14 protein-coding genes and 1 pseudogene are annotated in these 24,663 nt (G+C 68.5%); 3 read left to right on the forward strand and 12 right to left on the reverse strand.

The window, feature by feature from the left end; translation table 11 throughout:
• Window positions 1-10 precede the first annotated feature (10 nt).
• The 10 genes from pks13 to glf form a co-directional block, all read right to left on the reverse strand.
• Window positions 11-5,419, reverse strand: coding sequence for a polyketide synthase Pks13 (pks13, locus tag A5764_RS02195; RefSeq protein WP_082951423.1), 5,409 nt, complete (start codon window positions 5,417-5,419; stop codon window positions 11-13).
• 109 nt (window positions 5,420-5,528) lie between these two features.
• Entirely contained in the window at window positions 5,529-7,424 is a 1,896-nt protein-coding gene (fadD32, locus tag A5764_RS02200; protein ID WP_067107839.1) for a long-chain-fatty-acid--AMP ligase FadD32, read from the reverse strand.
• 303 nt (window positions 7,425-7,727) lie between these two features.
• Entirely contained in the window at window positions 7,728-8,738 is a 1,011-nt protein-coding gene (locus tag A5764_RS02205; protein ID WP_067107842.1) for a cutinase family protein, read from the reverse strand.
• 133 nt (window positions 8,739-8,871) lie between these two features.
• Window positions 8,872-9,780, reverse strand: coding sequence for an esterase family protein (locus A5764_RS02210; protein WP_067107845.1), 909 nt, complete (start codon window positions 9,778-9,780; stop codon window positions 8,872-8,874).
• 157 nt (window positions 9,781-9,937) lie between these two features.
• On the reverse strand, window positions 9,938-10,972 hold the full coding sequence (ag85A, locus tag A5764_RS02215; RefSeq protein ID WP_067107848.1) for a diacylglycerol acyltransferase/mycolyltransferase Ag85A: 1,035 nt from the start codon (window positions 10,970-10,972) through the stop codon (window positions 9,938-9,940).
• Between the two features lie 394 nt (window positions 10,973-11,366).
• Window positions 11,367-13,361: a terminal beta-(1->2)-arabinofuranosyltransferase gene (gene aftB, locus A5764_RS02220; RefSeq protein WP_304441314.1), complete on the reverse strand. Its 1,995-nt coding sequence runs from the start codon at window positions 13,359-13,361 to the stop codon at window positions 11,367-11,369.
• On the reverse strand, window positions 13,348-14,256 hold the full coding sequence (locus A5764_RS02225) for a decaprenyl-phosphate phosphoribosyltransferase (protein WP_067107855.1): 909 nt from the start codon (window positions 14,254-14,256) through the stop codon (window positions 13,348-13,350). Before A5764_RS02225 ends, aftB begins: the two co-directional genes overlap by 14 nt.
• On the reverse strand, window positions 14,253-14,798 hold the full coding sequence (locus tag A5764_RS02230; RefSeq protein ID WP_067107858.1) for a phosphatase PAP2 family protein: 546 nt from the start codon (window positions 14,796-14,798) through the stop codon (window positions 14,253-14,255). The genes A5764_RS02225 and A5764_RS02230 overlap by 4 nt, the downstream gene beginning before the upstream one ends.
• Window positions 14,791-16,683 (reverse strand): glycosyltransferase, encoded by a 1,893-nt coding sequence (locus A5764_RS02235; RefSeq protein ID WP_067107861.1) that lies wholly within the window; start codon window positions 16,681-16,683, stop codon window positions 14,791-14,793. The genes A5764_RS02230 and A5764_RS02235 overlap by 8 nt, the downstream gene beginning before the upstream one ends.
• Window positions 16,680-17,879 (reverse strand): UDP-galactopyranose mutase, encoded by a 1,200-nt coding sequence (glf, locus tag A5764_RS02240; protein ID WP_067107864.1) that lies wholly within the window; start codon window positions 17,877-17,879, stop codon window positions 16,680-16,682. The genes A5764_RS02235 and glf overlap by 4 nt, the downstream gene beginning before the upstream one ends.
• 268 nt (window positions 17,880-18,147) lie before the next feature.
• Here glf and A5764_RS02245 point away from each other — a divergent pair.
• The 3 genes and pseudogenes from A5764_RS02245 to A5764_RS02255 all read left to right on the forward strand — a co-directional run.
• Window positions 18,148-19,047 (forward strand): annotated as a pseudogene (locus A5764_RS02245) (PirG); the annotation flags it as partial.
• Window positions 19,048-19,505: 458 nt separating this feature from the next.
• Window positions 19,506-21,173, forward strand: coding sequence for an LGFP repeat-containing protein (locus A5764_RS02250; RefSeq protein WP_197501174.1), 1,668 nt, complete (start codon window positions 19,506-19,508; stop codon window positions 21,171-21,173).
• Window positions 21,174-21,310: 137 nt separating this feature from the next.
• Window positions 21,311-22,846 (forward strand): PE family protein, encoded by a 1,536-nt coding sequence (locus tag A5764_RS02255; protein ID WP_067107867.1) that lies wholly within the window; start codon window positions 21,311-21,313, stop codon window positions 22,844-22,846.
• 4 nt (window positions 22,847-22,850) lie between these two features.
• Here A5764_RS02255 and A5764_RS02260 read toward each other — a convergent pair whose 3' ends face one another.
• Together A5764_RS02260 and A5764_RS02265 are read right to left on the reverse strand one after the other, a co-directional pair.
• Window positions 22,851-23,666, reverse strand: coding sequence for a Cof-type HAD-IIB family hydrolase (locus A5764_RS02260; protein ID WP_067107870.1), 816 nt, complete (start codon window positions 23,664-23,666; stop codon window positions 22,851-22,853).
• A 34-nt stretch (window positions 23,667-23,700) separates the two neighbouring features.
• On the reverse strand, window positions 23,701-24,486 hold the full coding sequence (locus A5764_RS02265) for a 1-acyl-sn-glycerol-3-phosphate acyltransferase (protein WP_067107873.1): 786 nt from the start codon (window positions 24,484-24,486) through the stop codon (window positions 23,701-23,703).
• Window positions 24,487-24,663 lie beyond the last annotated feature (177 nt).

Below are 24,663 nucleotides of genomic sequence, written 5' to 3' on the forward strand. Positions count from 1 at the left end.
CACTGCTGGCCTACCTACCTTGTCCTGACTTGGCCTGCTGCCGTTCTGCCTCGATCTTGTTGAGCGCCTGGGTCATGTGTGCGCCCACCTTGGCGATGATCGGCTCGTCGATGGCCTGGATGTGCTCGCCACCGATCGGCACGACCTCGAGGTCGGAAACCCACTCACCCCAGCCGCCATCCGGTTTGCGGATGGCGTACCGCGGCTCGAACATGATCGCGTCGTCATGGTAGCGATCGGCCAGGTAGAGGGTGACGTGGCCGTCGTACGGCTGGATCTGGGCGGTGTCGATGGCCCGGTTGTCCAGGTACGACGTGCGCTGGTGCTCGATGATCCCGGCCGGAATCTGCACCCCGCTCTCCTTGACCGCGTCGAGCACCAAGCGGACCTGTCCCTCGTCGTCGAGCTGCTCGAGCTGCTCGTAGGGGATCTCGGGGATGGTGACGTTGAACGTCTTCTCGGCGAACCGGGCGTAGCGGTCCCAGCGCTTGCGGATCTCTTCCTTGGTCTGCGGGATCTCCTCGCCGGCGCGCACGGCGTCGATCAGGCCGACCCACTCCACGTCCTTGCCCATCCGCTTGAGCCCGATCGCGCACGCGTAGGCGAGCACCCCGCCCAGCGACCAGCCGGCCAGTATGTAGGGCCCGTCGCCCTGCATCTCGATCAGCTTCGGAACATACTGTGCCGCACGCTCTTCGATGGTGCCCTCGACCCGCTCGAAGCCGTACATCGGGACGTCGGCGGGCAGCCGGTTCAGCAGCGGCTCGTAGACCACCGTCGACCCGCCGGCCGGGTGGAACACGAACACCGGCGTCTTCGCGCTGCCCTCGGGGCGCGCCCGCAGGGTGCGGACGAACCCGTCGACCACGCCGGCCTCGAAGTATTCGCGCACCTTGTCGGCCAGCGCCTCGATGTTCTCCGACGTCAGCACGTCCTCGGCGGTGATGGGACCCTCGGCGCGCTCCGCAAGCCGTTGCGCCATCTTGGCGGCCGTGTCGGCGTCCAGCTTGGGCAGCCGGTTGAAGATGCCGCCCGGCGACTTGCCCGTGACGATCGCCCAGGTGGCGTACGTGACCCGCTCGGCCGCGTCACGCGGCGGCACGTCGGAGTCGAGGACCTTGGCGACCGCCTGCTGGTTGAGCGCCTCGGCCGCCCCGGCGAGGTTGGGCTGTCCGCCGTTAGCCGAAGGGCCGGACGGGTCCGTCGGCGGCGGCGGAAGGGGAGCCTCAGAAACCGGCGGTGCTTGCGTCTCCGGCTCGGCCTGCGGGTCGGGCGCCGGAACGATCACGCTGCTGGGCGTCGCGCCGCTGACCAATTCCGCTTGGGCCCTGGCGATTTCCTCGGCCGTCTGCGTCTTTTGGTACTCGTGCAGCTGCTCGACCTCGTCGCGGTGCTCGATCGCGTACTCGATCAGCTTCTCGACGTTGTAGAGGTTGGCGTCACGCACCGCCGCCAACTGGATCGGCGGCAGGTCGAAGTCGTATTCGACCCGGTTCTTGATGCGCACCGCCATCAACGAGTCCAGGCCGAGCTCGATCAGCGGCACCTCCCACGGCAGGTCCTCGGGCTCATAGCCCATCGCCGCCCCGACGATCGCACCCAGTCGCTCGCCGATGGTCTCGCCGGAATCCGGTGACCACTTGGTGAAGCCGCTCGGCATGTAGCGGTTGGTCAGGCTGTCCGACAGCGTTCCACCGTCCGGCTCTTCCTCAGGCGATTCCGGCGTGACCGCCGCCGCCTCAGCGACAGCCGCGCCGGCGCCGACCGCCGCCGGCAACACCGCTTCGGCGCCGCCCCGCGTCACCAGCGCGTCGTACACCAGCGTGAAGGACTCGTCGATGCGCGCGTGCACCTGCACCGAGGCGCCGCCGGGATGGCGGGTCAGCGTCGTCACCAGCCGGGCACCCTCGCCCGGCAGCGCACGCTGCTCGGCCGCGGCCAGTTGCGCGTCCGGAAGGACTTGTGCCGCAGCGGCTTTCACCAACCCGGGCAGGTCGGTCAGCCCCCGCGGCGCGTACTCCCACACGTGGCGGCCATCGGGCAGCGCCACGTGGTTGCCCGGCATGATCGCCGCGCCGCTGCCGCCGGCGGCGACGTGCACGTCCAGCCAGTGTTCCTTGCGCTTGAACCGGGTCGGCGGGATGTTCGCGTAGTCGGCTGGGCCCGCAGCACGGGTGAACAGGCTCCAGATGTCCAGGTCATGGCCGTACACGTAGAGCTGCGCCATCGCCGAGACCATCGACTCGACCTCGTCCTGCTTGCGGGCCAGCGTCGGGATCAGCTGGGCATCATGCAGACCAGCGCTGGCCGTCGTTAAGCCCACCTGCATCAGTGCCACCGGGTTGGGTGCCAGCTCCAGGAAGGTGGTGTGCCCGCTGTCGACGGCGTTGCGGATGCCGTGGGTGAAGTAGACGCTGTGGCGCAGCCCCTTCCGCCAGTAGTCCACGTCGTGGATCGGCTCGCCGCCGGGCTTGATGTAGCTGCCCTCGTGCACCGTCGAGAAGATCCCGACCGTCGGGCTCATCGGCCGGATGCCCTGCAGCTCGGCGGCCAGCTCACCCAGCAGCGGATCCATCTGCGAGGTGTGGCTGGCGCCCTTGGTCTGGAACTTGCGGGCGAACTTGCCCTCGGACTCCGCGCGGGCGATGATCGCGTCCACCTGCTCGGGCGGACCGCCGATAACCGTCTGGGTGGGTGCGGCGTAGACGCACACCTCCAGCTCGGGGAAGTCGGAGAACACCGTCTTGATCTCGTCGGCGGAATACTCGACCAGCGCCATCAGCCGGATGTACTCGCCGAACAGCATGGCCTCGCCCTCGCCCATCAGGTGCGAACGTGAGCAGATGGCCCGGGTGGCGTCGCGCAGCGACAGGCCACCGGCGAAGTAGGCCGACGCGGCCTCGCCCAGCGATTGGCCGACCACCGCGGCGGGCTTGGCGCCGTGGTGCTTGAGCAGCTCACCCAGCGCGATCTGGATCGCGAAGATGGTGACCTGGGTGGTCTCGATGCCGTAGTCCTGCGAGTCGTCCAGGATCAGCTCGAGCACCGAGTAACCCAGCTCGTCCTGGACCAGCGCGTCGACCTTCTCGATCCACTCGGCGAAGACCTCGTTGCGCAGGTACAGGCTCTTGCCCATCTTGCGGTGCTGCGCGCCGAACCCGGCCAGCACCCACACCGGGCCGTTGGTCACCGGCCCGTCAACGCTGAACACGCCCGGCCGCTGCTTGCCCTCCGCGACCGCGCGCAGGCCCTTGATGGCCTCCTCGTGGTTGTGGGCAAGCACCACCGAGCGCGAGCGGCCGTGGTTGCGCCGCGACAGCGACCGGCCGATCGATTCCAGCGATGACGCCTGGCCCTCGGGGCTTTCCATCCAGTCCGCCAGCTCGGCGGCCGCGGCCTTCTTGCGGGAGGTCAGGAACGCCGACACCGCGAGCGGGATCACCGGCGGCGGAAGTTCTTGGGTCGCAAGCTCTTCCAGCGCGGCCTGCTTGAGCTGCAGCGCCTCTTCGGTGACGCCCGGCAGCTCGGATTCTTCCTCGTCCGCCGCCCCGTCGCTGAGGAGTTCGCCGTATTCGTCGAACCGCAGCGAGTGGCCTTCAAACGTTCCCGAGGGGGGCGCCTCGGTCGCGGCGGCCGCTTGGGGTTCGGGCTCGGGTTCCGGCTCCTCTTTTTCTACGACGTCGCGCGGCAGCACCTCGCGCACCACCAGGTGCGAGTTGGCGCCGCCGAACCCGAAGCTCGACACCCCGGCCAGCGCGTAGCCGCCGTAGCGCGGCCAATCGGTGGCCTGGTCGACCACCTTCAAGTGCATGCCGTCGAAGTCGATGTAGGGGCTGGGCCCGGCGAAGTTGATCGACGCCGGCAGCTTGTCGTGCTGCAGCGCCAGCACCACCTTGGCCATGCTGGCCACGCCGGCCGCCGACTCCATGTGGCCGACGTTGGTCTTGATCGCGCCCAGCAGCGCGGGGCGATCGGCGGGGCGTCCCCGGCCGACGATGCGGCCGAGCGCCTCGGCCTCGATCGGGTCACCGAGGACGGTGCCGGTGCCGTGTGCCTCGATGTAGTCGACGGTGCGGGGGTCGATGCCGGCGTCCTTGTAGGCGCGGCGCAGCACGTCGGCCTGCGCGTCCTGGTTGGGCGCGATCAGGCCGTTGGACCGGCCGTCGTGGTTGACCGCGCTGCCGGCGATCACCGCCAGGATCTGATCGCCGTCGCGGCGGGCGTCGTCGACCCGCTTGAGCACCAGCATGCCGCCGCCCTCGGAGCGGGTGTAGCCGTCGGCGTCCGACGAGAACGACTTGATCCGGCCGTCGGGGGCCAGCACTGCGCCGATCTCGTCGAAACCGAGCGTGACCGCCGGCGTGAGCAACGCGTTGACGCCGCCGGCGACCGCGACATCGGCTTCGCGGTTGCGCAGGGCCTGCACGGCCTGGTGGATGGCCACCAGCGAGCTCGAGCAGGCGGTGTCGACGGCGACCGAAGGCCCGCGGAAGTCGTAGAAGTAGGACACCCGGTTGGGAATGATCGACGTCGCGTTGCCGGTGATCGCGTAGGGGTGGGCGACCGTCGGGTCGGACACGGCAAGGAAGCTGTAGTCGTTGTTGGACACGCCGACGTAGACGCCGACGGGCTTGCCGCGCAGGCTCGACGCGGGGATGCGGGCGTGCTCGAGCGCCTCCCAGGTCAGCTCCAGCGCCATCCGCTGCTGCGGGTCGATGTTGTCGGCCTCGGTCTTGGCGACGGCGAAGAACTCGGAGTCGAAGCCCTTGATGTCCTTGAGGTAGCCGCCACGGGTGCGCGCCTTGGCGACCCGCTCGGCCAGCCGCGGCTCTTCGAGGAATTCCGACCAGCGGCCCTCGGGCAGGTCGGTGATGGCGTCGCGGCCCTCCATCAGCGCCCGCCAGGTTTCGTCGGGGGTGTTCATGTCGCCGGGCAGCCGGGTGGACAACCCCACCACCGCGATGTCGACGCGCTCGGCCGGGCCGTTGCGCGACCAGTCGGTGTTGTCGTCGCCGGTGGTGTCCGCTTCGGGCTCGCCCTCGATGATGCGGGTCGCCAGCGACTCGATGGTCGGGTGCTGGAACGCCACGGCGACCGACAGCGTCACCCCGGTCAGGTCCTCGATGTCGGCGGCCATCGCCACGGCGTCGCGCGACGACAGCCCCAGCTCCACCATCGGCACCGACTCGTCGATGTTGTCGGGCGACTGCCCGGTGCACTTGGCCACGTAATTGCGCAGCCACTGGCGCATCTCGGCGACGGTTGTTATGCGCCGCTCCTCAGCATCGCTTCGCTCTGCATCGTCGCCGGCGCGTGTTATGCGCCGCTCCTCAGCATCGCTTCGCTCTGCATCGTCGCCGGCGCGTGTTATGCCCCGCTCCTCAGCATCGCTTCGCTCTGCATCGTCGCCGGCGCGCATGTCGGTGTTCGCCGGTGAACGCGTCACGCCGACGGTCTCGGGGGCGGAGTTCTCGGGTGCGGAGTTTTGTCCTGAATCAGTCTCTGTGTCAGCCATGCTCGTCTAAGGGTTAGTTGCCGGTGGCGAATACGGTCGGTGAGCCGATGCCGCTGCGCAGGCTGCCGTCGAGGTAGGCGGCGCGGCAGGCGCGGCGGCCGATCTTGCCGCTGGAGGTGCGCGGAATCAGCCCGGCCTGCACCAGCAGCAGGTCGCGGACGGTCACGCCGTGCCGGACCGCGATGGCGGCCCGGATGTCGTCGGCGATGGGCTGGTAGTCCAGCTTGTGCGCACCGGCGGCGCGCTCGGCGACGACGACCAGCTGCTCGGAGGTGTTCTCCGGGTCGTAGCTGATGCCGGCGTGCGGGTTGTCGAACACTTCCTGGGGCAGCTGGTTGGCCGGCACCGAGAACGCGGCCACGTAGCCGGTGCGCAACGCCTTGTTGGCCTCCTGGGCCGAGTACTCCAGGTCCTGCGGGTAGTGATTGCGGCCGTCGATGATGACCAGGTCCTTGATCCGGCCGGTGATGTAGAGGTTGCCCTTGTAATAGGTGCCGTAGTCGCCGGTGCGGACCCACATCCCGTCGTCGGGCGCCCCCTCCGCGTGCGAGGGGTTGGTGCGCGACTTGAGGATGTTGCGGAACGTTTCCTGGGTCTCTTGTTCCTTGTTCCAGTAACCCAGGCCCATGTTGTTGCCGTGCAGCCAGATCTCGCCGATCTGCCCGTCGGGCAGCTCGGTGGCCGTGTCGGTGTCGACGATCACCGCCCACTCGTCGACGCCGATCACGCCGGCGGACACCTGCGCGACGGCGTTCGGCGTGTCGGCGTCCACCTCGACGAACCGGTGCTCGTTGAGGGCGTCGCGGTCGACGTGGATCACCAGCGGCGCCTCGTCCATCGGGGTGGTGGAGACGAACAGCGTCGCCTCCGCCAGCCCGTAGGACGGCTTGATCGCCGACTCGCGCAGCCCGTAGGGCTCGAATGCCTCGTAGAACTTGCGCATCGACGCCGGGGACACCGGCTCGCTGCCGTTGAGGATCCCGCTGACGTTGCTCAGGTCCAGCGGCGGCTCCCCGTCCTTGGGCGCACCGCGCAGCGCGGCATGCTCGAACGCGAAGTTCGGCGCCACCGAGTAGACCTCGCCGTCCTCGTCGTCGGTGCGCGCCATGGCGCGGATCCAGCGGCTCGGCCGGCGCACGAATGCGGCCGGCGTCATGAAGGTCATGTGGTGGCCGAACACCGGCGACAACATGACCGTGATCAGGCCCATGTCGTGGAAGAACGGCAACCAGCTCACCCCACGGTCGGTTTCCCGACCCTTCATGGACAGCGCGTTCAGCACCTGGACCACGTTGGTTGGCAGGTTCAGGTGGCTGATCTTGACGCCGGTCGGCGTCCGGGTGGAGCCGGAGGTGTACTGCAGGTAGGCGATGGTCTCGGGGTTCGACGTCGGTTCCTGCCAGGTGGAGGCCACCTCGTCGGGCACCGCGTCGACGGCGACGACCCGTGGCCGCTCCTTGGCCGGGCGGCTGCGGAAGAACTTCCGCACGCCCTCGGCGGAGTCGGTCGTGGTCAGGATCGTCGACGGGCTGCAGTCGTCGAGCACCGCGTGCAGCCGCCCGACGTGACCCGGCTCGCCCGGGTCGAACAACGGCACCGCGATCCGGCCGGCGTAGATGGTGCCGAAAAACGACGTCAGGTAGTCGAGGTTCTGCGGGCACAGGATGGCGATGCGGTCACCGGGCTGGGTGACCTGCTGCAGGCGCGCCGCGACGGCGCGGTTGCGCTGGCTGAAGTGACGCCACGAGATGTCGCGGGCGACGCCGTCCCGTTCGGTGGAGAAGTCCAGGAAGCGGTAGATCAGCTTGTCCCCGCGCACCGACGCCCACCGTTCGATGTGACGGGCCAGGTTGAGGTTGTCGGGAAACCTGATCTTCCCGTTCACGATGAACGGGTTGTGGTACGCCATACCGCTCTCCTGTCGCAATCATCCGGTCGGTCTGGCCGACGGTCACATTCCGGCGTCGGCTGCCCGACGAATACCTCTATACACAAGCCGGTCCTTGCACGGCACACGCGCACAAAGCGCGGCTCTGTGCCAGTCCCAGCCAGCTTCGACCCGAGCGGGTCCGCAACAAGGTGCTTATTGCTCTTAAATTTCTCTTAATGTTAAGGGTCGCCTCGCGGCAGACCAAATCACAAGGTACCGCTGATGCCGTTTTGCAACCGGTTAGGTAGGGCTGTGTCCACCACCCGGTTTGCCACGCGCCGCCTAACCATGCTTGGGATGGGGCGCGTTTTCGATGAGCCCGCGGGCCCAGTTCAACGTCCAGTCGGTCGCGGGCGCCCCGTCCAGATTCCAGAACTGGGTCGTGGCGTACAAGGCGTGCACCGGCTGGCCGGCGCTCCCGGCGAGCGTGTTCAGCGTGTTCGGCAGGTTCGCCACGCTGAACGCCTCGTCGGGGGAGGCGCAGATGAGGTCGCCCGGGGCGCAGATCTCGTTTGTCTTGGCGTTCAGGGCGCCGAAGCCGCCGGGCCGCGGACCGGTCATGCTCAGGCCCAGCCCGGACAGCACCGGCACCTCGTGCAGGGTGACCTCGGCGCCTTGGCCCGGCGGATTGGGCCCGATGTCGTTGCCGACGCCCTGCTGGCGGCGGCCGTCGGCGATCACTGTCACACCGAGGACCAGGTCGTCGTCGACGGGTCCGCGGCCGTTGCCGATGTCGCTGGCGATGTCGCCGACGATCACCGCGCCCTGGGAAAAGCCCATCAGCACGTAGCTGGTCAGCGGGCACTTGTTGTTCATGTCGGTCATCGCCTGGACCGTCGCGCGGGTGCCTTCGGCGCGGCTCTCGTTGTAGGACATCTGCGTGTCACCGCTCAACGGGTTGTGGAACTGCGCGGTGTACGGGGTCGTGTAGGCCTGCACCCGGGAGGACGGGAACTGCCCCGAGATCTCCGCGGTCACCCTGTGCAGCAACGCGTTCGGGAATTGCATCGGGCTTTGCGGGTCGTCCTGGGGGGCGGACTCCCAGGTGCCCGGGACGTTGATCAACTGCACATCGGGGCACGACGCGTCCTGAGATGCGGGTCGCGGCTTGTGCGGATGGGTGGTCGTCGACGGCGGAGGCAGCACGCCGGGCGGCACCGCGCTGGGCGGCACTTCGTGGCTGCGCAGCAGGGTCACCACGGCCAGGAGGACCAACAACACGACGCCGGCCACCGAAAGGGCGGCAATCCAGGCGAGGATCCGGTGGCGCTTGCGCCGGGCGTTGGTGGTCATGTTCTCCTGCTGGCAGGGTCGGTAGGCCTCGGTAGGCGCTAAGCGTCAAGCACCCGCCACTACACGGTACCGGGACCCCGCGGGGCACCGTCCGGGCCGCGAGGCGGCGCGGACTTGGCCTGCGGCGGCCGAACTAGCGGATCGCGCCGACGATGTCGCCCGACATGGCGCCCAGCTGGCCCGACCACGAGCCCCAGCCGTTGTCGCCGCCGCCCGGGAAGTCGAAGTGGCCGTTGTGCCCGCCGACGTTGCGGTACTGCTGATAGAACTCCCGGGAGCTGCCCATCGCCGCGCCCGCCTGGCCGATCATGGCGGCGTCGTCGCCGCCCATGTTCGTCGGGCTGTAGACCCACACGCGGGTGTTGTTCTGCGCCAGCAGCGAGGCGTGCACCCAGGGGTCGTGCCACTTCCACCGGCCCAGCTGCGGGGCGCCCCACATCCCGTTGCCGTCAATGCCGCCGAACTGCTGCAGGCCGGCCAGGATCGCGCCGTTGTAGTTGGTGCTCGACGGATACAGGAACCCCGACAGCGAACCGGCGAAGCCGAAGCGGTCGGGATGGAACGCGGCCAGCGCCATCGCGCCATAACCACCTTGCGAGGCACCGACGGCGGCGTGGCCGCCGGGTGCCAGACCCTTGTTGGCGGCCAGCCAGTTGGGCAGCTCGCTGGACAAGAAGGTGTCCCACTGCTTGCTGCCGTCCTGCTCCCAGTTGGTGTACATGCTCCAAGCGCCGCCGGCGGGCGCCACCACCGAGATGCCCTTGCCGCCCAGCGTGTTCATCGCATTGCCCGCGGTGACCCAGTTGCTCACGTCCGGGGCGGCGTTGAAGGCATCCAGCAGGTAGACCGCGTGCGGACCACCGGCCAGGAAGGCCACCGGGATGTCCCGGCCCATCGCGGCCGACGGGACCATCAGGCTCTCGTAACCGGCGGCCCTGGCCTTCACCGTGGACTCTGCCGTGACGGCCACACCCAGCCCGACCGACAGTGCGGCGACGCAGAACACCCGCAGAACCGCTGACAGACCCCGTACGACCCTCATGTCCACCCTCCATCGTCTAGTCGCTGTGTGCACATTAACCAGCGCCGCCCGACACCCGGCCCGCAGGGTAGTGAAGTAGACCACACCGCGGCGTGGCTAAACAGACCAACGGCGGCGACCCCGAGGGATCGCCGCCGTCAGTAGTGTTGCTTGGGGTTTAGCCGCCCTGGTTGCCCGCGTTGCTGGCGGTGGCCGGGCCGGCGCCCGGCGTTGCACCCAGCGTCGCCTGCAGGTCAGGCTTCATTGCCTGGACCTGCGCACCCCAGTACGGCCAGTCGTGCGTGCCGTTGGCGTCGAAGTGGAACACCGCGTTGTGGCCGCCGGCCTGGTTGTACGCGTCCTGGAACTTCAGGTTGCTGGTCCGCACGAAGCCCTCGAGGAACTTGGCGGGCAGGTTGTTACCGCCGAGGTCCGACGGCGTGCCGTTGCCGCAGTAGATCCAGATGCGGGTGTTGTTGGCGACCAGCTTGCCGACCTGCAGCGACGGGTCATTGCGCTGCCAGGCAGGGTCACTCGACGGCCCCCACATGTCGTCCTTCTTGTAGCCGCCGGCGTCGCCCATGGCGAGGCCGATCAGCGACGGGCCCATGCCCTGCGAGGGGTCGAGCAGCGCCGACAAGGAGCCGGCGTAGATGAACTGGTCCGGGTGGTATGCGGCCAGGATCAGCGCCGACGAGCCGGCCATCGACAGACCGACGGCGGCGCTGCCGGTCGGCTTGACCTGCTTGTTGGCCGACAGGTACGCCGGCAGCTCGCTGGTCAGGAAGGTTTCCCACTTGTAGGTGGTGCAGCCGGCCTTACCGCAGGCGGGCTTGTACCAGTCGGAGTAGAAGCTGGACTGGCCGCCGACCGGCATGACCACCGCGAGGCCCGACTGGTTGTACCACTCGAACGCCGGGGTGTTGATGTCCCAGCCATTGAAGTCGTCCTGCGCCCGCATGCCGTCGAGCAGGTAGAGCGCGGGAGCGTTGGCGCCGCCGCTTTGGAACTGAATCTTGATGTCGCGGCCCATGCCGGCCGAGGGCACCTGCAGGTATTCCACCGGCAGACCCGGGCGCGAGAACGCCCCAGCGGTCGCCGAGCCCCCCACGGCGCCAATCAGACCCGATAGCAGGGCCGCGCCAACGGCCCCCACCACGAGCCGGCGCGGCATGCGAGCCACGGCGCTCCGAAACCTGTCGACAAGCGTCATCCTTGCTTCCTCATCCTTCTTGCGGCCGTTCGGCACACTCTTCCGATTGGCGCATCCTCGAAATTGGTCGGACTGCATGCGCCTAATCCGATTGCCCGGCTCCTCCACGGGCCTCCCGACCCGCATCGTCGCCGCGCTATGCGCAGCAGTGCTCGTGTAGTCAACCACACCATCGGTCTCCCCCTCTCATCGAGACCGCCAGGCAAACCCTCGTTGGCCCGTCTAACCCACGGATTTTCGGGCCACAAACGGGCCCGGCAAGCCGCGTTTCCGCATGTGCCGGGCGGTCGTTGCGCACTGGTCGGAGCGCAGATGTGAAGTTGCTGGCAATGTGAACGGACCGACCGGCGCTGCCACGCTCGAGGCGCGGCGAAAATATTTCGCCGTCAGCGCCTCACTCGCGCGGAGGCGGCGGAGAAGGCTGCGGGATGGGAAGCCCGCACCTGGCGAGCTCGTACAGCGGGACGCGATCGATCCGGTACTTGGTGAACTCGTAGGAGTGCAGGACGTTGGAGACGAAGCGGTGCAAGGTCATTGGGGCGCGCACCGAGCTCAGCACCGCCTGGGTCTCGGGGCACTTCAGGGCCGCCACCGCCTCGGCGACCCAGTTCTCGTCCAAATAGCCCGGAATTCCCGGGTGCAGCTTCACCCACGGGCCGTCGGCGATCACCCAGTCCGGAAAAAGGTTCTTGTCATGCCCGATCCGGCCGTGCTTCAACCGCTCCGTATGCTGCGCAAGCGGGTTTGCCAAGCCGATCTGGTCGATCACCCTGACATCGAGTCCCACGTTCATGCCGACCATTCCCAGGTTGGTGAAGAACACTGTGTGCTGCGGCTTCTGGGGGCCGCCGGAGTCCGGGGCCGCTCCCGGCGCCGGCTGCAACATCGGGACCAGGTCCCATTGGATGTAGTTGCCAGATGGGAGTAACAGCGCCCCCTCCGGGGTGTTGTCGAGCGCGGTCAACACGGCGGCCATCCGCGGGTAGTCGAGGTAATCCGCGGCGGTCAGGGGGTGTGCGTGCCCGGTGGCCTGCGCATAGAAGCGGCGCTCGTCGACGATCCCGGAGTAGGTGACGTGGGTGGCGTCGTCACCCATGCCGGGCGAGTTTGCTGCCCACAGCGACCAGCCCGCGATGCCCAGCCACAGCGCGCTGGCCACACCGGCTACCCAATAGCCCGTCTCCCGCGAATAGTCCACGCCGTCGGGCAGCATCACCGGGATGACCGCGACCGGCGCCAGCAAACAAAATAAAGGCGCCAGCAACACCCGGCCGTGCATGAAATCGCCGCCCTGCCGGATCCAGTAGAGCGCCTGCAGCAGCCCGCTGAAGAGGACGAATGCCACCGCCGCGGGTGGGCTTTGGACCGCCCGGGCCAGCCTGCCGTAGCCGGGCGCCGCGAGCGGGCGAAGGAAGGCCGGGCGGCGGCGAGCGGCCACCAAGAGCACTCCCAGCGGCACCAGCAGCGCCACCGGTATCCACACCGCGTAGGGCGCGTTGAAGTTAGCGAGATAGATCATTCCTTGGGACCACTTGTCCCCGGCCGCGTCCTTGGCCAACGCGGTCCCCGGCACCAGCAGGCCGTAGTAACCCATCCGGAAGAGCTGGTAGGCGACCGGCAGGAATCCGCCCGCCGCCACGATCAGCACGCGCCGGCGCCAGGCGCGGGCGGCGATGAGCATCATGATCAGCGCCAGCCCGCCCATCAGCGCGAGCTCTGGGCGCACCAGGACACTGAACCCCGCGACGAAGGCCAACGCCGCGATGAATGCCGGGCCGTCCGAGCGGCCTCGCACCGGCTGCGACCAACACACCATCATCCACCACAACAGCCCGAGGTAGGCCAGCGTCAGGCCGCTCTCCAAACCGGAGGTGGCAAAGTCCCGCGCCGGCGGCAGGGCGATGTAGACCAACGCCCCGGCGGGCAGCATGATCGCCCTGCGGCCGCGCAGGCTGGGCGCGTACAACCGGCCGGCGCCCAGCATCAGCAGCGCCACGCCCAGCACCGACAGCGCCAGAGCCAGCGCCAGCGCCACGTATTCCATGCGCATGAACCCGCCGACCCAGCTGCCCGCGTACATCAGGTAGGTCCACGCCGTGGAGGTGTTCGCCTCCACCCGCTCGCCCTGGTTGAAGACCGGACCGTTACCGGCCAGCAAATTGCGCACCGTGCGTAGCACGATCAGTCCGTCGTCGGCGATCCAGCGTCGCTGCCAGGCCCCCCAGGCGAACAGGGCGGCAACCACGGTCACGCTGAGCCACAGGCTCACCCGCGCCGCCGTGGTGTAGGGGAACAGCGCCCGACCGGCCCGCCTGATTGTGGGCCGGCGGCGCAGCACAGTGCCGTTCAGCGCCTTCAGGCCTTTGAGTCGGGGGCTAGCCGAAGGCAACGGCGGCCCCAACCGTCGCGATCCAGGCCAAGAACAGCAGCTGCAACACCCGGTCGCGGAGCGCGATGTCCTCGGGCTCCCCGGCCAGCCCGCCGTCGACATCGACCGCGTAGCGCAGGATCGCGATGGTGAACGGGACCATCGACACCGCATACCAGGACCCCGAGTGGTGGTCGCGCTCGAAAGCCCACAGTCCGTAGCACATCACCACCGCGGTGGCCGACATCGTCCAGACGAATCGCAGATAGGTGCTGGTATAGCTTTCCAGCGACTTGCGGATCACGGCGCCGGTGCGCTCGGCGACCTGAAGCTCGGCGTAGCGCTTGCCGGCCACCATGAACAGCGAGGCGAACGCCGCCGACAGCAAGAACCACTGCGACAGCGGAATGTCGGTGGCGACACCCCCGGCGATGGCGCGTAGCAAATACGCCGACGACACGATGCAGATATCCATCACCGCTTGGTGTTTGAGGCCGAAGCAGTACCCCAGCTGCATGGCGATGTAGACGGCCATCACCAGCGCCAGGTTCGGTGTCAACCACCACGCTATGGCCAGGGAGGCGACGCCCAGAACCGCGGCCAGAACGTAGGCCAGCCACTCGGGCACCACGCCGGCCGCGATCGGCCGGAACCGCTTGGTGGGGTGCTCGCGGTCGGCGTCGATGTCGCGCACGTCGTTGACCAGGTATATCGATGAGGCCGCCAGGCTGAAGACCACAAACGCCACGCCGACCTGGATCGCCAGTTGGACATAGTTGTAGCGGACCCCGCTGCCCAGCCCCGCGACCGGCGCGGCTAGCACCAGGATGTTCTTCACCCATTGGCGCGGGCGGATCGCCTTGACGACGCCGATAATCAGGTTCGACGGCGGTCGGGTCACCACGTCTTCACTCATTCGGCGCACCTCTTTCGGAACCTCGCGTCGCTCCGGCCCGCGATGCCCGCGACGGCGGCACCGAGGGCGACGCCGAAGGCCACATCGCTGGGATAGTGCACGCCCAGCAGTATCCGCGACAGCGCCATCGGCGGTATCAGGACCGCCGGGAGCGGCAGTCCGGTGGCCCGGCTCATCAGGATCGCCGCGGCCGTGGTGGACGTGGCATGCGCGGACGGAAAGCTCAGCTGGCTGGGCGTGCCGACGTTGACGGCGACGGCCGGGTGGTGCGGCCGGCTGCGCCGCACCAGCCGCTTGACCAACACGGCGGTGGCGTGCGCGACAAACGCTCCGGCCCCGGCGGCCAGCCAGTCTCCGCGCCGTGTCGGCATCAGGACCGCACCGACCAGCGCGACCGCCAACCAGCCGATGCTGTGCTCCCCGAAGTGGGAAAGTCCCCGCGCCGCCAGGAGCACGCCCGGCCGGTCCGCCAGCGCCGACTGGATGGCCACCAGCGCGGCCACCTCGCCGCGCGGCGCTTCCGATGCAGCGGCGTCAGCCATGTGCAGGCTCGGCCGCCGGCAATAACGCCGTCTCCCACTTCTGCTTGCTCGAGAGCACGGGCAGCGCGTCCCGGTACACCCGGCGCATCTCGTCGAACCGGCTCAGCAGCTGACGCTGACGGCGCAGCGACTGCAGCAGCAGGGTGACCATCTTGCGCCGGTCGCGCTGCCGGTAGACCACGCCGCACCCGTCGGCGGTCGTCACCGTGACGCCGTCGACCGTGCAGAGCCGGAACCAGCGCGCGTCCTGGGTGGGCACGTTGTACTCGGGGCGCAGGTGGGCTTCCGGATCGGCCTTGGTCATGTTGTGCGCAATCCCGCGGGCCAGCCGGTAGCCGATCGACACCGGGTTCACCGGCGGCTTCATCGCCTTGGTCTTGTTTTGTGGCGCCGGCAGTTCGCTGGCCGCCGGCAGCACCACCGCGTCCGGGTATTCCTTGCGCAGGCGGTGCACTTCTGGCAGCGCGCTTTCCAGGATCGAGAAGATGTGCTCGGGACCGGCCAGGAAGTCGTCGATGGCCCTGTTCTGGATGGCAACCGTCGAATACTCAAGGCACGCAAGGTGTTTCAGCGTCGCCTTCAGGTGACTGCGGACCAATCCGGTGACGTCACCATCCCAATGCATCGCGGCGACCACCAGCCGGTTGCGCAGATGGAAGTAGGCCTGCCAGTCGATGGCGTCGTCCTTGTCGCTCCAGGCCATGTGCCAGATGGCCGCGCCGGGCAGCGTGACCGTCGGGTACCCGCGCTCGGCGGCCCGCAGGCCATAATCGGCGTCGTCCCACTTGATGAACAGCGGTAACGGCTGCCCCAGCTCCTCGGCGACCTGTCGCGGGATCATGCACGTCCACCAGCCGTTGTAGTCGACGTCGATGCGGCGGTGCAGCAGCTTGCTTCGGGCGTTGTTGTCGTTCAACGGATATTCGGCGAAGTCGTGGTCGTATTCCGCGTGCGGCGCGGCGGTCCACATGAAGTTCGCGCGGTCCACGACCTCACCCATGATGTGCAGGTGCGACGGCTCCTGCAGGTTGAGCATCTGGCCGCCCACCAGCATTGGACTTCGCGCGAAGCGGTGCATCGCCAACACGCGCAGGATCGAGTCGGGCTCGATGCGGATGTCATCGTCCATGAACAGGATCTGTTGGCAGTCGGTGTTTTTCAGCGCCTCGTACATCACCCGGCTGTAGCCGCCGGAACCGCCGAGGTTCGGCTGGTCGTGGATGGACAGCCGATCGCCCAGCCGGGCCGCCGCGGCGGGGAAGTTCGGGTGGTCGCGCACCTTGCGCACGCCCTGGTCGGGCACGATCACCGCGCCAATCACCTCGTCCACCAAGGGATCTGCGGTGAGCTCGGCCAGTGCGTTGGCGCAGTCGGCGGGGCGGTTGAACGTCGGGATGCCGACGGCGACGTTGGCCGTGACCGGGGCAGCCTCGGCCGCATACCAGCCGCCGCTGAGCAGCGTGACCTTGCTGTCGGTGGTGATGTCGAACCAGATCCAGCCGCCATCCTCGAAAGGCTTCAGCGGGACCTCGATTTCGAGCACCTGCGGCACGTCCTCGGTGCCGGTGAACTGGCGTCCCTCGACGAAGATCCGGGCGCCGGTGGCTTTGGTGCGGTAGACGTCGACGCGTCCGGTGCCGGTCACATCCACCCGCAGCACCACCGACTTGCAGATGGTCCAGCGCCGCCAGTAGCTCGCCGGGAAAGCGTTGAAGTACGTCGCGAACGAGACCTCGGACTCCGCGCCGATCTGCAGCGAGGTGCGCGTAATCGCGTGCGCGCGCCTGGCGTTGGTGGTGGACTCTTCCAGGTACAGCTTGCGCACGTCGAGGGGTTCACCCGGACGCGGCAGAATGATTCTGGAAAGCAGGCTTACAGCGGTCATGCGCGCGCGCCTTCCTCTTGTAGCAGGTTGGCGCCGTCACGCAGGTGCGGCGCCAGGATGTTGTCGTACATGTTCAGTGCGCTGGCAATCGCCATGTGCATATCCAGATATTGGTAGGTGCCCAGCCGCCCGCCGAAAAGCACCTTCGATGAAGCGGTTTCGGCCCTCGCCCGCGCCCGGTACGCGGCGAGCAGGGCGCGGTCGGCCTCGGTGTTGATCGGATAGTAGGGCTCGTCGTCGTCTTCGGCGAACCGCGAGAACTCCCGCATGATCACCGTCTTGTCGGTCGGGTAGTCGCGCTCGGGGTGGAAGTGGCGGAACTCGTGGATGCGTGTGTAGGGCGGGTCAGGATCGTTGTAGTTCATCACCGGGGTGCCCTGGAAATCACCGATCGGCAGCACGTCGACCTCGAAATCCAGTGTGCGCCAGCCCAACCGGCCACCGGCGTAGTCGAAGTAGCGGTCCAGCGGGCCGGTGTACACCACCGGGGCCGCCGGGCTGTCCGTCCGCAGTTGGTCGCGGACGTCGAACCAGTCGGTGTCCAGCCGGACCTCGATCCGGTCGTCGGCGGCCATGTTCTGCAGCCACGCCGTGTACCCGTCGACCGGCAGGCCCTCGTAGGTGTCGCTGAAGTACCGGTTGTCGAACGTGTAGCGCACCGGGAGCCGGGTGATGTTGGACGCGGGCAGTTCCTTGGGGTCGGTCTGCCACTGCTTGGCGGTGTAGTTCTTGAGGAACGCCTCGTAGAGCGGCCGGCCGACCAGGGAGATGGCCTTCTCCTCGAAGTTCTGCGCGTCCTCGGTTTTGATCTCGGCGGCCTGCTCGGCGATGAGCCGGCGCGCTTGGTCGGGGGTGAAGTATCTGCCGAAGAACTGCGACACCAGGCCCAGGCCCATCGGGAACTGGTAGGCCTGCCCGTTGTGCATCGCGAACACCCGGTGCCGGTAGTCGGTGAAGTCGGTGAACTGCCGCACATAGTCCCAGACCCTCTTGTTAGAGGTGTGGAACAGGTGGGCGCCGTACTTGTGGACCTCGATGCCGGTCTGCGCCTCGGCCTCCGAATAGGCGTTGCCGCCGATGTGCGGGCGCCGTTCCACGACGAGCACGCGCTTCCCGAGTTGGGTAGCCACGCGCTCGGCAATGGTCAGGCCGAAGAATCCGGAGCCGACGACGAGGAGGTCGAAACGAGAAGTCATCGGTTGCTTAGGGTATCCGACCGCGCGGGCCTAACCCATTTGGCGACGCCAGGGCGTCGGGGTTCATCCTGATAACCACCGCCGCGGCGATCCAAATCGGCGATCACGGTCGGAGTCGCAATTGCCTCACGATTCAATATCAGCACTCCAGTCACACCATCCTCACTCGTACCATCAACTCTGTGTGCTTCATGCCGGACAGGACGGGCAGGACACGCCGACACAACCGCAGTTCGATTTAAGTTGTCCAGATATTGAGGAGACTTCCGTGCCGAACCGACGCCGACGCAAGCTTTCGACAGCCATGAGCGCGGTCGCCGCCCTGGCAGTGGCGAGTCCTTGCGCGTACTTCCTTGTTTACGAATCGACCGCCGGCAGCAAGCCACCCGAGCACCACGAGTTCAAGCAGGCGGCGGTAATGTCCGACCTGCCCAACGAGCTGATGGGCGCGCTGTCGCAGGGCCTTTCGCAGTTCGGGATCAACTTGCCGCCAGTGCCCGCGTTGGGTGGCGGCGGTGCCGCCAGCCCGGGCCTGACCAGTCCTGGCTTGACGAGCCCGGGGTTGACCAGCCCAGGGCTGACGAGTCCGGGCCTCACTAGCCCAGGCCTGGCGAGCCCCGGTCTGACCAGCCCGGGCCTGACGAGTCCGGGGCTGACGAGCCCGGGTCTGGCCAGCCCCTCGCTGGCGACCCCGGGGCTGCCGCCGACCACGCCTGGCGCTGCCACGCCGGGTGCGGTGGCGACCACGCCGGCCGCGGGGCTCAACCCCGCGTTGTCCAACCCCGGTTTGACCAGCCCGACGGGCGCGCTACCAGGCGTGGGCAGTCCCACACTCGCACCCAGCGAAGTGCCGATCGACTCACAGACCGGCCTGGACCCGGGTGCCGGCGGGACCTATCCGATCCTCGGTGACCCGTCCACGCTGGGCGGCGCTTCGCCGGTCGCGTCCGGCGGGGGTGCAACCGGGGGCGGCTCGGGCGGCGGCGGCGGGCTCGTCAACGACGTGATGCAGGCCGCCAACCAGTTGGGCGCCAGCCAGGCCATCGACCTGCTCAAGGGGCTGGTGATGCCGGCCATCATGCAGAGCGTGCAGCAGGGTGGGCCGGGTGCCGCGGGTGCCCTGCCGGGCGCGGCCGGCGCGCTGCCCGGCGCGGCGGGTGCCCTGCCGGGCGCGGCGGGTGCGCTGCCGGGTGCGGCGGGTGCCCTGCCGGGTGCGGCGGGTGCGCTGCCGGGTGCGGCTAAGGCCCTGCCGGGTGCCGCTGGTGCCCTGCCAGGTGCCGCCGCGGGTGCGCTTCCGGCTGCCGCCGGTGCGCTTCCGGGTGCCGCCGGTGCGCTGCCCGGTGCGGCCGGGGCCCTGCCGGGTGCCGCGGGCGCCCTCCCGGGCGCCGCCGCGGGCGCCCTGCCCGCTGCCGCCGGTGCCGCCGCGCCCGTCGCGGGCGCGCTGCCTCACTAGACCCTCGAGGAACCTGTTACCTGACGGCACCGCAGAGACTGCCGGGGCTCGGGACGAGCAACCCGCCCGGCTACCCCACCTCTGCGGTGCCGTCGAACAGGTTTTCGTGGACTTTCGCGGCCCCTCGGGCCGTGTCGCCTCATTAATAACACCAGAAACACGAGTAACATCAGCTGGTGTCCCGCAATCGCGCGCCGACGATGTTGCTCACCGCCATCGCGGCGACCGTCGTCATCGTCTCGTGGGTGGGCGACGCGATCCACGGCGGCGGCGCGCCCACCCGGCCGCGGGCCGGCGACACCCAGCTCGCCGAGCAGCCGCTGATCGGGCTCGGCGGCGGCGTCACGGTCCGGGAGCTCAGCCAGGCCACACCGTTTTCGTTGGTCGCGCTGACCGGCAACCTCGCCGGCACCTCCATCCGCGTGCGCGCAAAGCGCAGCGACGGCTCCTGGGGACCCTGGTATCAGACCGAGTACGAAACCGCGGCGCCCGACGGCGGTCCGGCGGGTACCGAAGGCCTTGCGGCCGGGCCAAGCGAGGGGCCCCGCAGCACGGATCCGGTGTTCGTCGGGACCACCACGACGGTGCAGATCGCGGTTACCCGTCCGATCGACGCGCCGGTGACTCAGCCGCCTCCAGCACCGTCGAGCGTGTCCGCGGACAACGGCGGTCTGGGGTACAAGCCGGCGTCCAAGGAACAGCCCTACGCGCAGAACATCTCCGCGATCCTCATCTCCCCGCCCCAAGCACCGGCTAAGACGCACTGGACACCGCCGGCCGGTGTCCTGATGCCCGGCCAGGCGCCCGCCATCATCAGCCGCGCGGAGTGGGGCGCCGACGAGTCGCTGCGCTGCGGTAGTCCCCAGTACGACAACGGGGTTCGTGCCGCGGTCGTCCACCACACCGCCGGCAGCAACGACTACTCCCCGCTCGAATCGGCCGGGATCGTCAAGGCGATCTACACCTACCACAGCAAGACGCTGGGCTGGTGCGACATCGCCTACAACGCGCTCATCGACAAGTACGGGCAGGTGTTCGAGGGCAGCGCCGGCGGTCTCACCAAGGCCGTCGAGGCGTTCCACACCGGCGGATTCAACCGCAACACCTGGGGCGTGGCGATGATCGGCAACTTCAACGACGTCCCGCCGACGCCGATCCAGCTGCGAACCGTGGGCCGGCTGCTTGGCTGGCGGCTGGGCCTGGACGGCGTCGACCCCAAGGGCACCGTGGCGCTGGAGTCAGCCGGCAGCCACTACACCACCTTCCCGGCCGGGGCTATCGCGACCCTGCCCACCATCTTCACCCATCGCGACGTCGGAAACACTGACTGCCCGGGCAATGCCGCCTACGCGCTGATGGACGAGATCCGGGACATTGCTTCGCATTTCAACGATCCGCCCGAGGAGTTGATCAAGGCGCTCGAGGGCGGCGCGATCTACGAGCACTGGCTGGCGATCGGCGGCATGAACAGCGTGCTGGGCGCGCCCACGTCGCCCGAAGACAGCGCCGAAGGCGACGCCCGATACGTCACCTTTGCCAAGGGCGCGATGTACTGGTCGCCCGAGACCGGGGCACAGCCGATCACCGGCGCGATCTACGACGCCTGGGCGTCACTGAGCTACGAGCGGGGCCCACTCGGCCTGCCGACCAGCGCGGAAATCCAAGAGCCGCTGCAGATCACGCAGAACTTCCAGCATGGAACCCTGAACTTCGAGCGGCTCACCGGAAATGTCACCGACGTGGTGGACGGGATCACCACCCCCCTGTCGACGCAATCGCCGAGCGGGCCGACGGTGCCGCCCGAGCACTTCTCGCTGCCCTCCCACCCGGCCGCCACCTAGGCGGCTTAGGGCGTTTTAGGGGCGGTTTTTTGGAGCGGAACGCCCGATTTCCCAGCGGATGTGCGTTTCGTCACAGTACGCTCGGCTTGGCCGGGGACTAGCGCTGATTGTGGGGATCGAGTCGAGGGGAGACGGCCGTGTCTTTCGTGATGACCGCGCCGGACATGGTTGCGGACGCGGCGGGAAATTTAGCGGGTATCGGCTCGGGCCTTCAGGAGGCGACGGCGGCCGCCGCAGCTCGAACCACCGGTGTGGCGGCCGCGGCCGCCGATGAGGTGTCGGTCGCGATCTCCGAGCTGTTCGGCACGTACGGGCAGAAATTCCAGGCGCTCAGCGCCGAGGCGGCGGCATTTCACGACGAGTTCGTGAGCTTGCTCAACGGCGGCGCGGCGGCATATGTCAGCACCGAGATCGCCAACGCCCAGCAGGGCCTGCTCAGCGCGGTGAATGCCCCCGCCGCCGCGATCACGCTCTACCCCGGCGGCGCGTACGGGCAGCTCATCGCCAACACGACCGCCAACCTGGGCTCCCTCTTCGGCACCTGGTCCGCCGACCCGTTCCCGTTCTTGCGCCAGGTCCTGGCCAACCAGACGGGCTACTGGCAGCAGATCGCCACCGCGCTCACCTTTACCGCCGAGAACTTCCCCGCGGTGCTGGCCAACCTGCCGGCGGCCATCCAGGGCGGCATCCAGCAACTTTTGGCGTTCAACCCGGCGTTTTACATCCAGCAGTTCATCACCACGCAGCTCGGCTTCGCCCAGAGCTTCTTCACGAACTTCAGCAGCGCGGTAACCGGAATCGTCAACGGCCTGCCCGCTTTCGGCGCCGAGCTACAGGTGGCTCTGCAAGCCGTCCTGGCCGGCAACTACTTCGGCGCGGTGCAAGACGTGGCGCAGGCCTTCGCCAATCTCTTGGTGACCGGGGCCAATCCCGGCACCATCGCGATCACCGTCAGTGGAGGAAGCCTCTTTCCCTTTGTGCTTCCCACTTTGACTGCCACGACCAACCCCACGCTGCTCGGCCCGCTGGGCAACTTCTTCGCCATGGCAAACATCCCCGGACAAGAGGCGCAGTACTTCACCAACCTGATGCCTCCGTCCATCCCCAGGCAGATGGCGCAAAACCTCACCAACGTGCTCGATGTCCTTACGATTCCGAGCATTTCGGCGACGGCGACACTGCCGCTGTCCAATCCCACCACCGGATCGCTGAGCGCCTTCTTCGGGTTGCCGTTGGTGCTCACGTACGCGGTGGCCGGCGCCCCGATCGCGACACTGAACGGGTTGGCAACCAGCGCGACGGCGGTTCAGCAGGCTCTGCTGGCCGGCAACGGCCTGGGGGCGGTCAACGCGCTCATCGATGCGCCGGCCGTCGTCGCAAACGGCTTCCTCAACAGCGACATCCTCGTGGACTTCACAGTCCCGGTGCCGATAAGCGTGCCGCTGCCGCCGCCTTTTCCTTCCATCAACGCCACTGTGCCGATCGTCTTGCACCTGCCCTTTGACGGCATTCTCGTTCCGCCGCACCCGGTTACGGCGACCATCGACCTGACTGGGCTTGGGTTCCCACCGACGCTGGTGACCATCTTTGGCACGCCCTTCATGGGACTCGCCCCGCTGCTCGTCAACTACATACCCGAACAGCTCGCGGCGGCGATCGCGCCCGCGGGGTAACGCTTCAGAGCCACCAGCGTTCCAGCACCCGTCCCACACCGTCGTCGTTGTTGGGCGCGGTGACCTCGTCGGCGGCGGCGAGCACCTCGGGATCCGCGTTGCCCATGGCCACGCCATGGCCGGCCCACCGCAGCATCGGCAGGTCGTTGGGCATGTCGCCGAAGGCCACCACCTCGTCGCTGGCGATCCCCAGCGGTTTGGCGATCTCCTCCACGCCGCTGGCCTTGCTGATTCCCAGCGGCACGATCTCGACCAGCCCGTTGTTGGTGGAGTAGGTGATGTCCCCCTCGATGCCGACATACTTGGCCAGTTCGGCCGCCATGTCGGCGCTGCGGGCCCCGCTCTTGCGGATCAACAGCTTGATCGCCGGGGCGCTGAGCAGGTCCTGGATCGACACCTCGGTGTTGTCCGGGTTGAGCCAGGCATGCTCGTAGCCCGGCGAGCTGATGAACTGCGGGGTGGCGGTGTCATGGGCGCGTTCGCCGATCCGCTCGACGGCCAGCCCCGCGCCCGGGATGACGCGGGTGGCGAGTTCGGCCAACTCGGCCAGCGTGTCGACGGGCAGGGTGCGTGCCGACAGCACCCGGTCGGTTTCGGGGTCGTAGATGACGGCGCCGTTGGCGCACACCGCGGTCGGCGCGAACCCGAGCGCGTCGACGACGGGACGTATCCAGCGCGGCGGGCGGCCCGTTGCCACCAAGAATCGCGCCCCGGCAGCGACCGCGGCCCGTACCGCGTCGCGGGTGCGCGGGGTGATGGTTTCGTTTTCGTCGAACAATGTGCCGTCGACGTCACAGGCGATCAGCCTCGGCAAGGTCATCGAGACGGTCCGCCTTCGCGGTCGGCCAGTGCCGTCAACGCAATCCGTCTTGGTTCTGCCCGGGGCGCGTCACCCCGTCGCTGCCGTACCGCCGGGCCCGCTCCTGCAACTCGGACAACCGGATCGCCCGGGAATCGTCCTGGGTCGGCGCGGCTCCACCCAGCCGCCGCGGTACCCAGAACTCTCCCTCCGGGTGCGGATACTCCTCCTGCACCCGGTACAGCAACGCATTCAGCGCCTGGCGCAGCGCGGTGTTGAGCTGGTCGGGGGTGCCCATCGGCGCCAGCGGGCGGCCGGCGGCCACCGTGATCGGAACCTTGTTGCGGAACACCTTCTTCGGGTGATCCTTGGGCCAGATCCGGTGGGCGCCCCAGACGACGATCGGAATCAACGGCACCTGCGCCTCCAGGGCCATCCGCGCCGCGCCGGTCTTGAATTCCCTGAGTTCGTAGCTGCGGCTGATGGTGGCCTCGGGGTGCATGCCGATGAGCTCGCCCGCGCGCAGCCGTTCCACGGCCACGTCGAAGGAGTCGTGTCCCGCCCTGCGGTCCACCGGGATGAGCCGGGCGTGCTTGATCACGTAGTTGACCGCCTTCACGTCGGCCATTTCGGCCTTGATCATGAAGTGCGCGCGGCGGCCACGCTCCTTGACGGCCAGCAACGTCGGGAGCCAGTCGAGGTAGCTGGTGTGGTTCTGCGCGAGCAGGGCACCGCCGCGCGACGGAATGTTCTCCAGGCCCTGGAAGGTGAACTTCGTTCCCTGCATCGACACGACCGGTGGAACGACCCACTCGCAGAACCGGTAAAACCCCTCTGCCATTTCCCTCTCCTTCGCCCCTATCGCGACCGATGCGGGGTACGGTTCGCGGCCCGGGCCGCGGGGGGGGGGGGGGGGGGGGGGGGGGGGGGGGGGGGGGGGGCGGGCCGCGGCCCGCCGCGCGCGCGGCGAGCGGGGGCGGGCGGGCGGGGGGCGGGGGGGGGGGGGCGGGGGCGGGGG

It is taken from the genome of Mycobacterium sp. 852002-51057_SCH5723018 (assembly GCF_001667035.1).
Lineage (GTDB): Bacteria > Actinomycetota > Actinomycetes > Mycobacteriales > Mycobacteriaceae > Mycobacterium.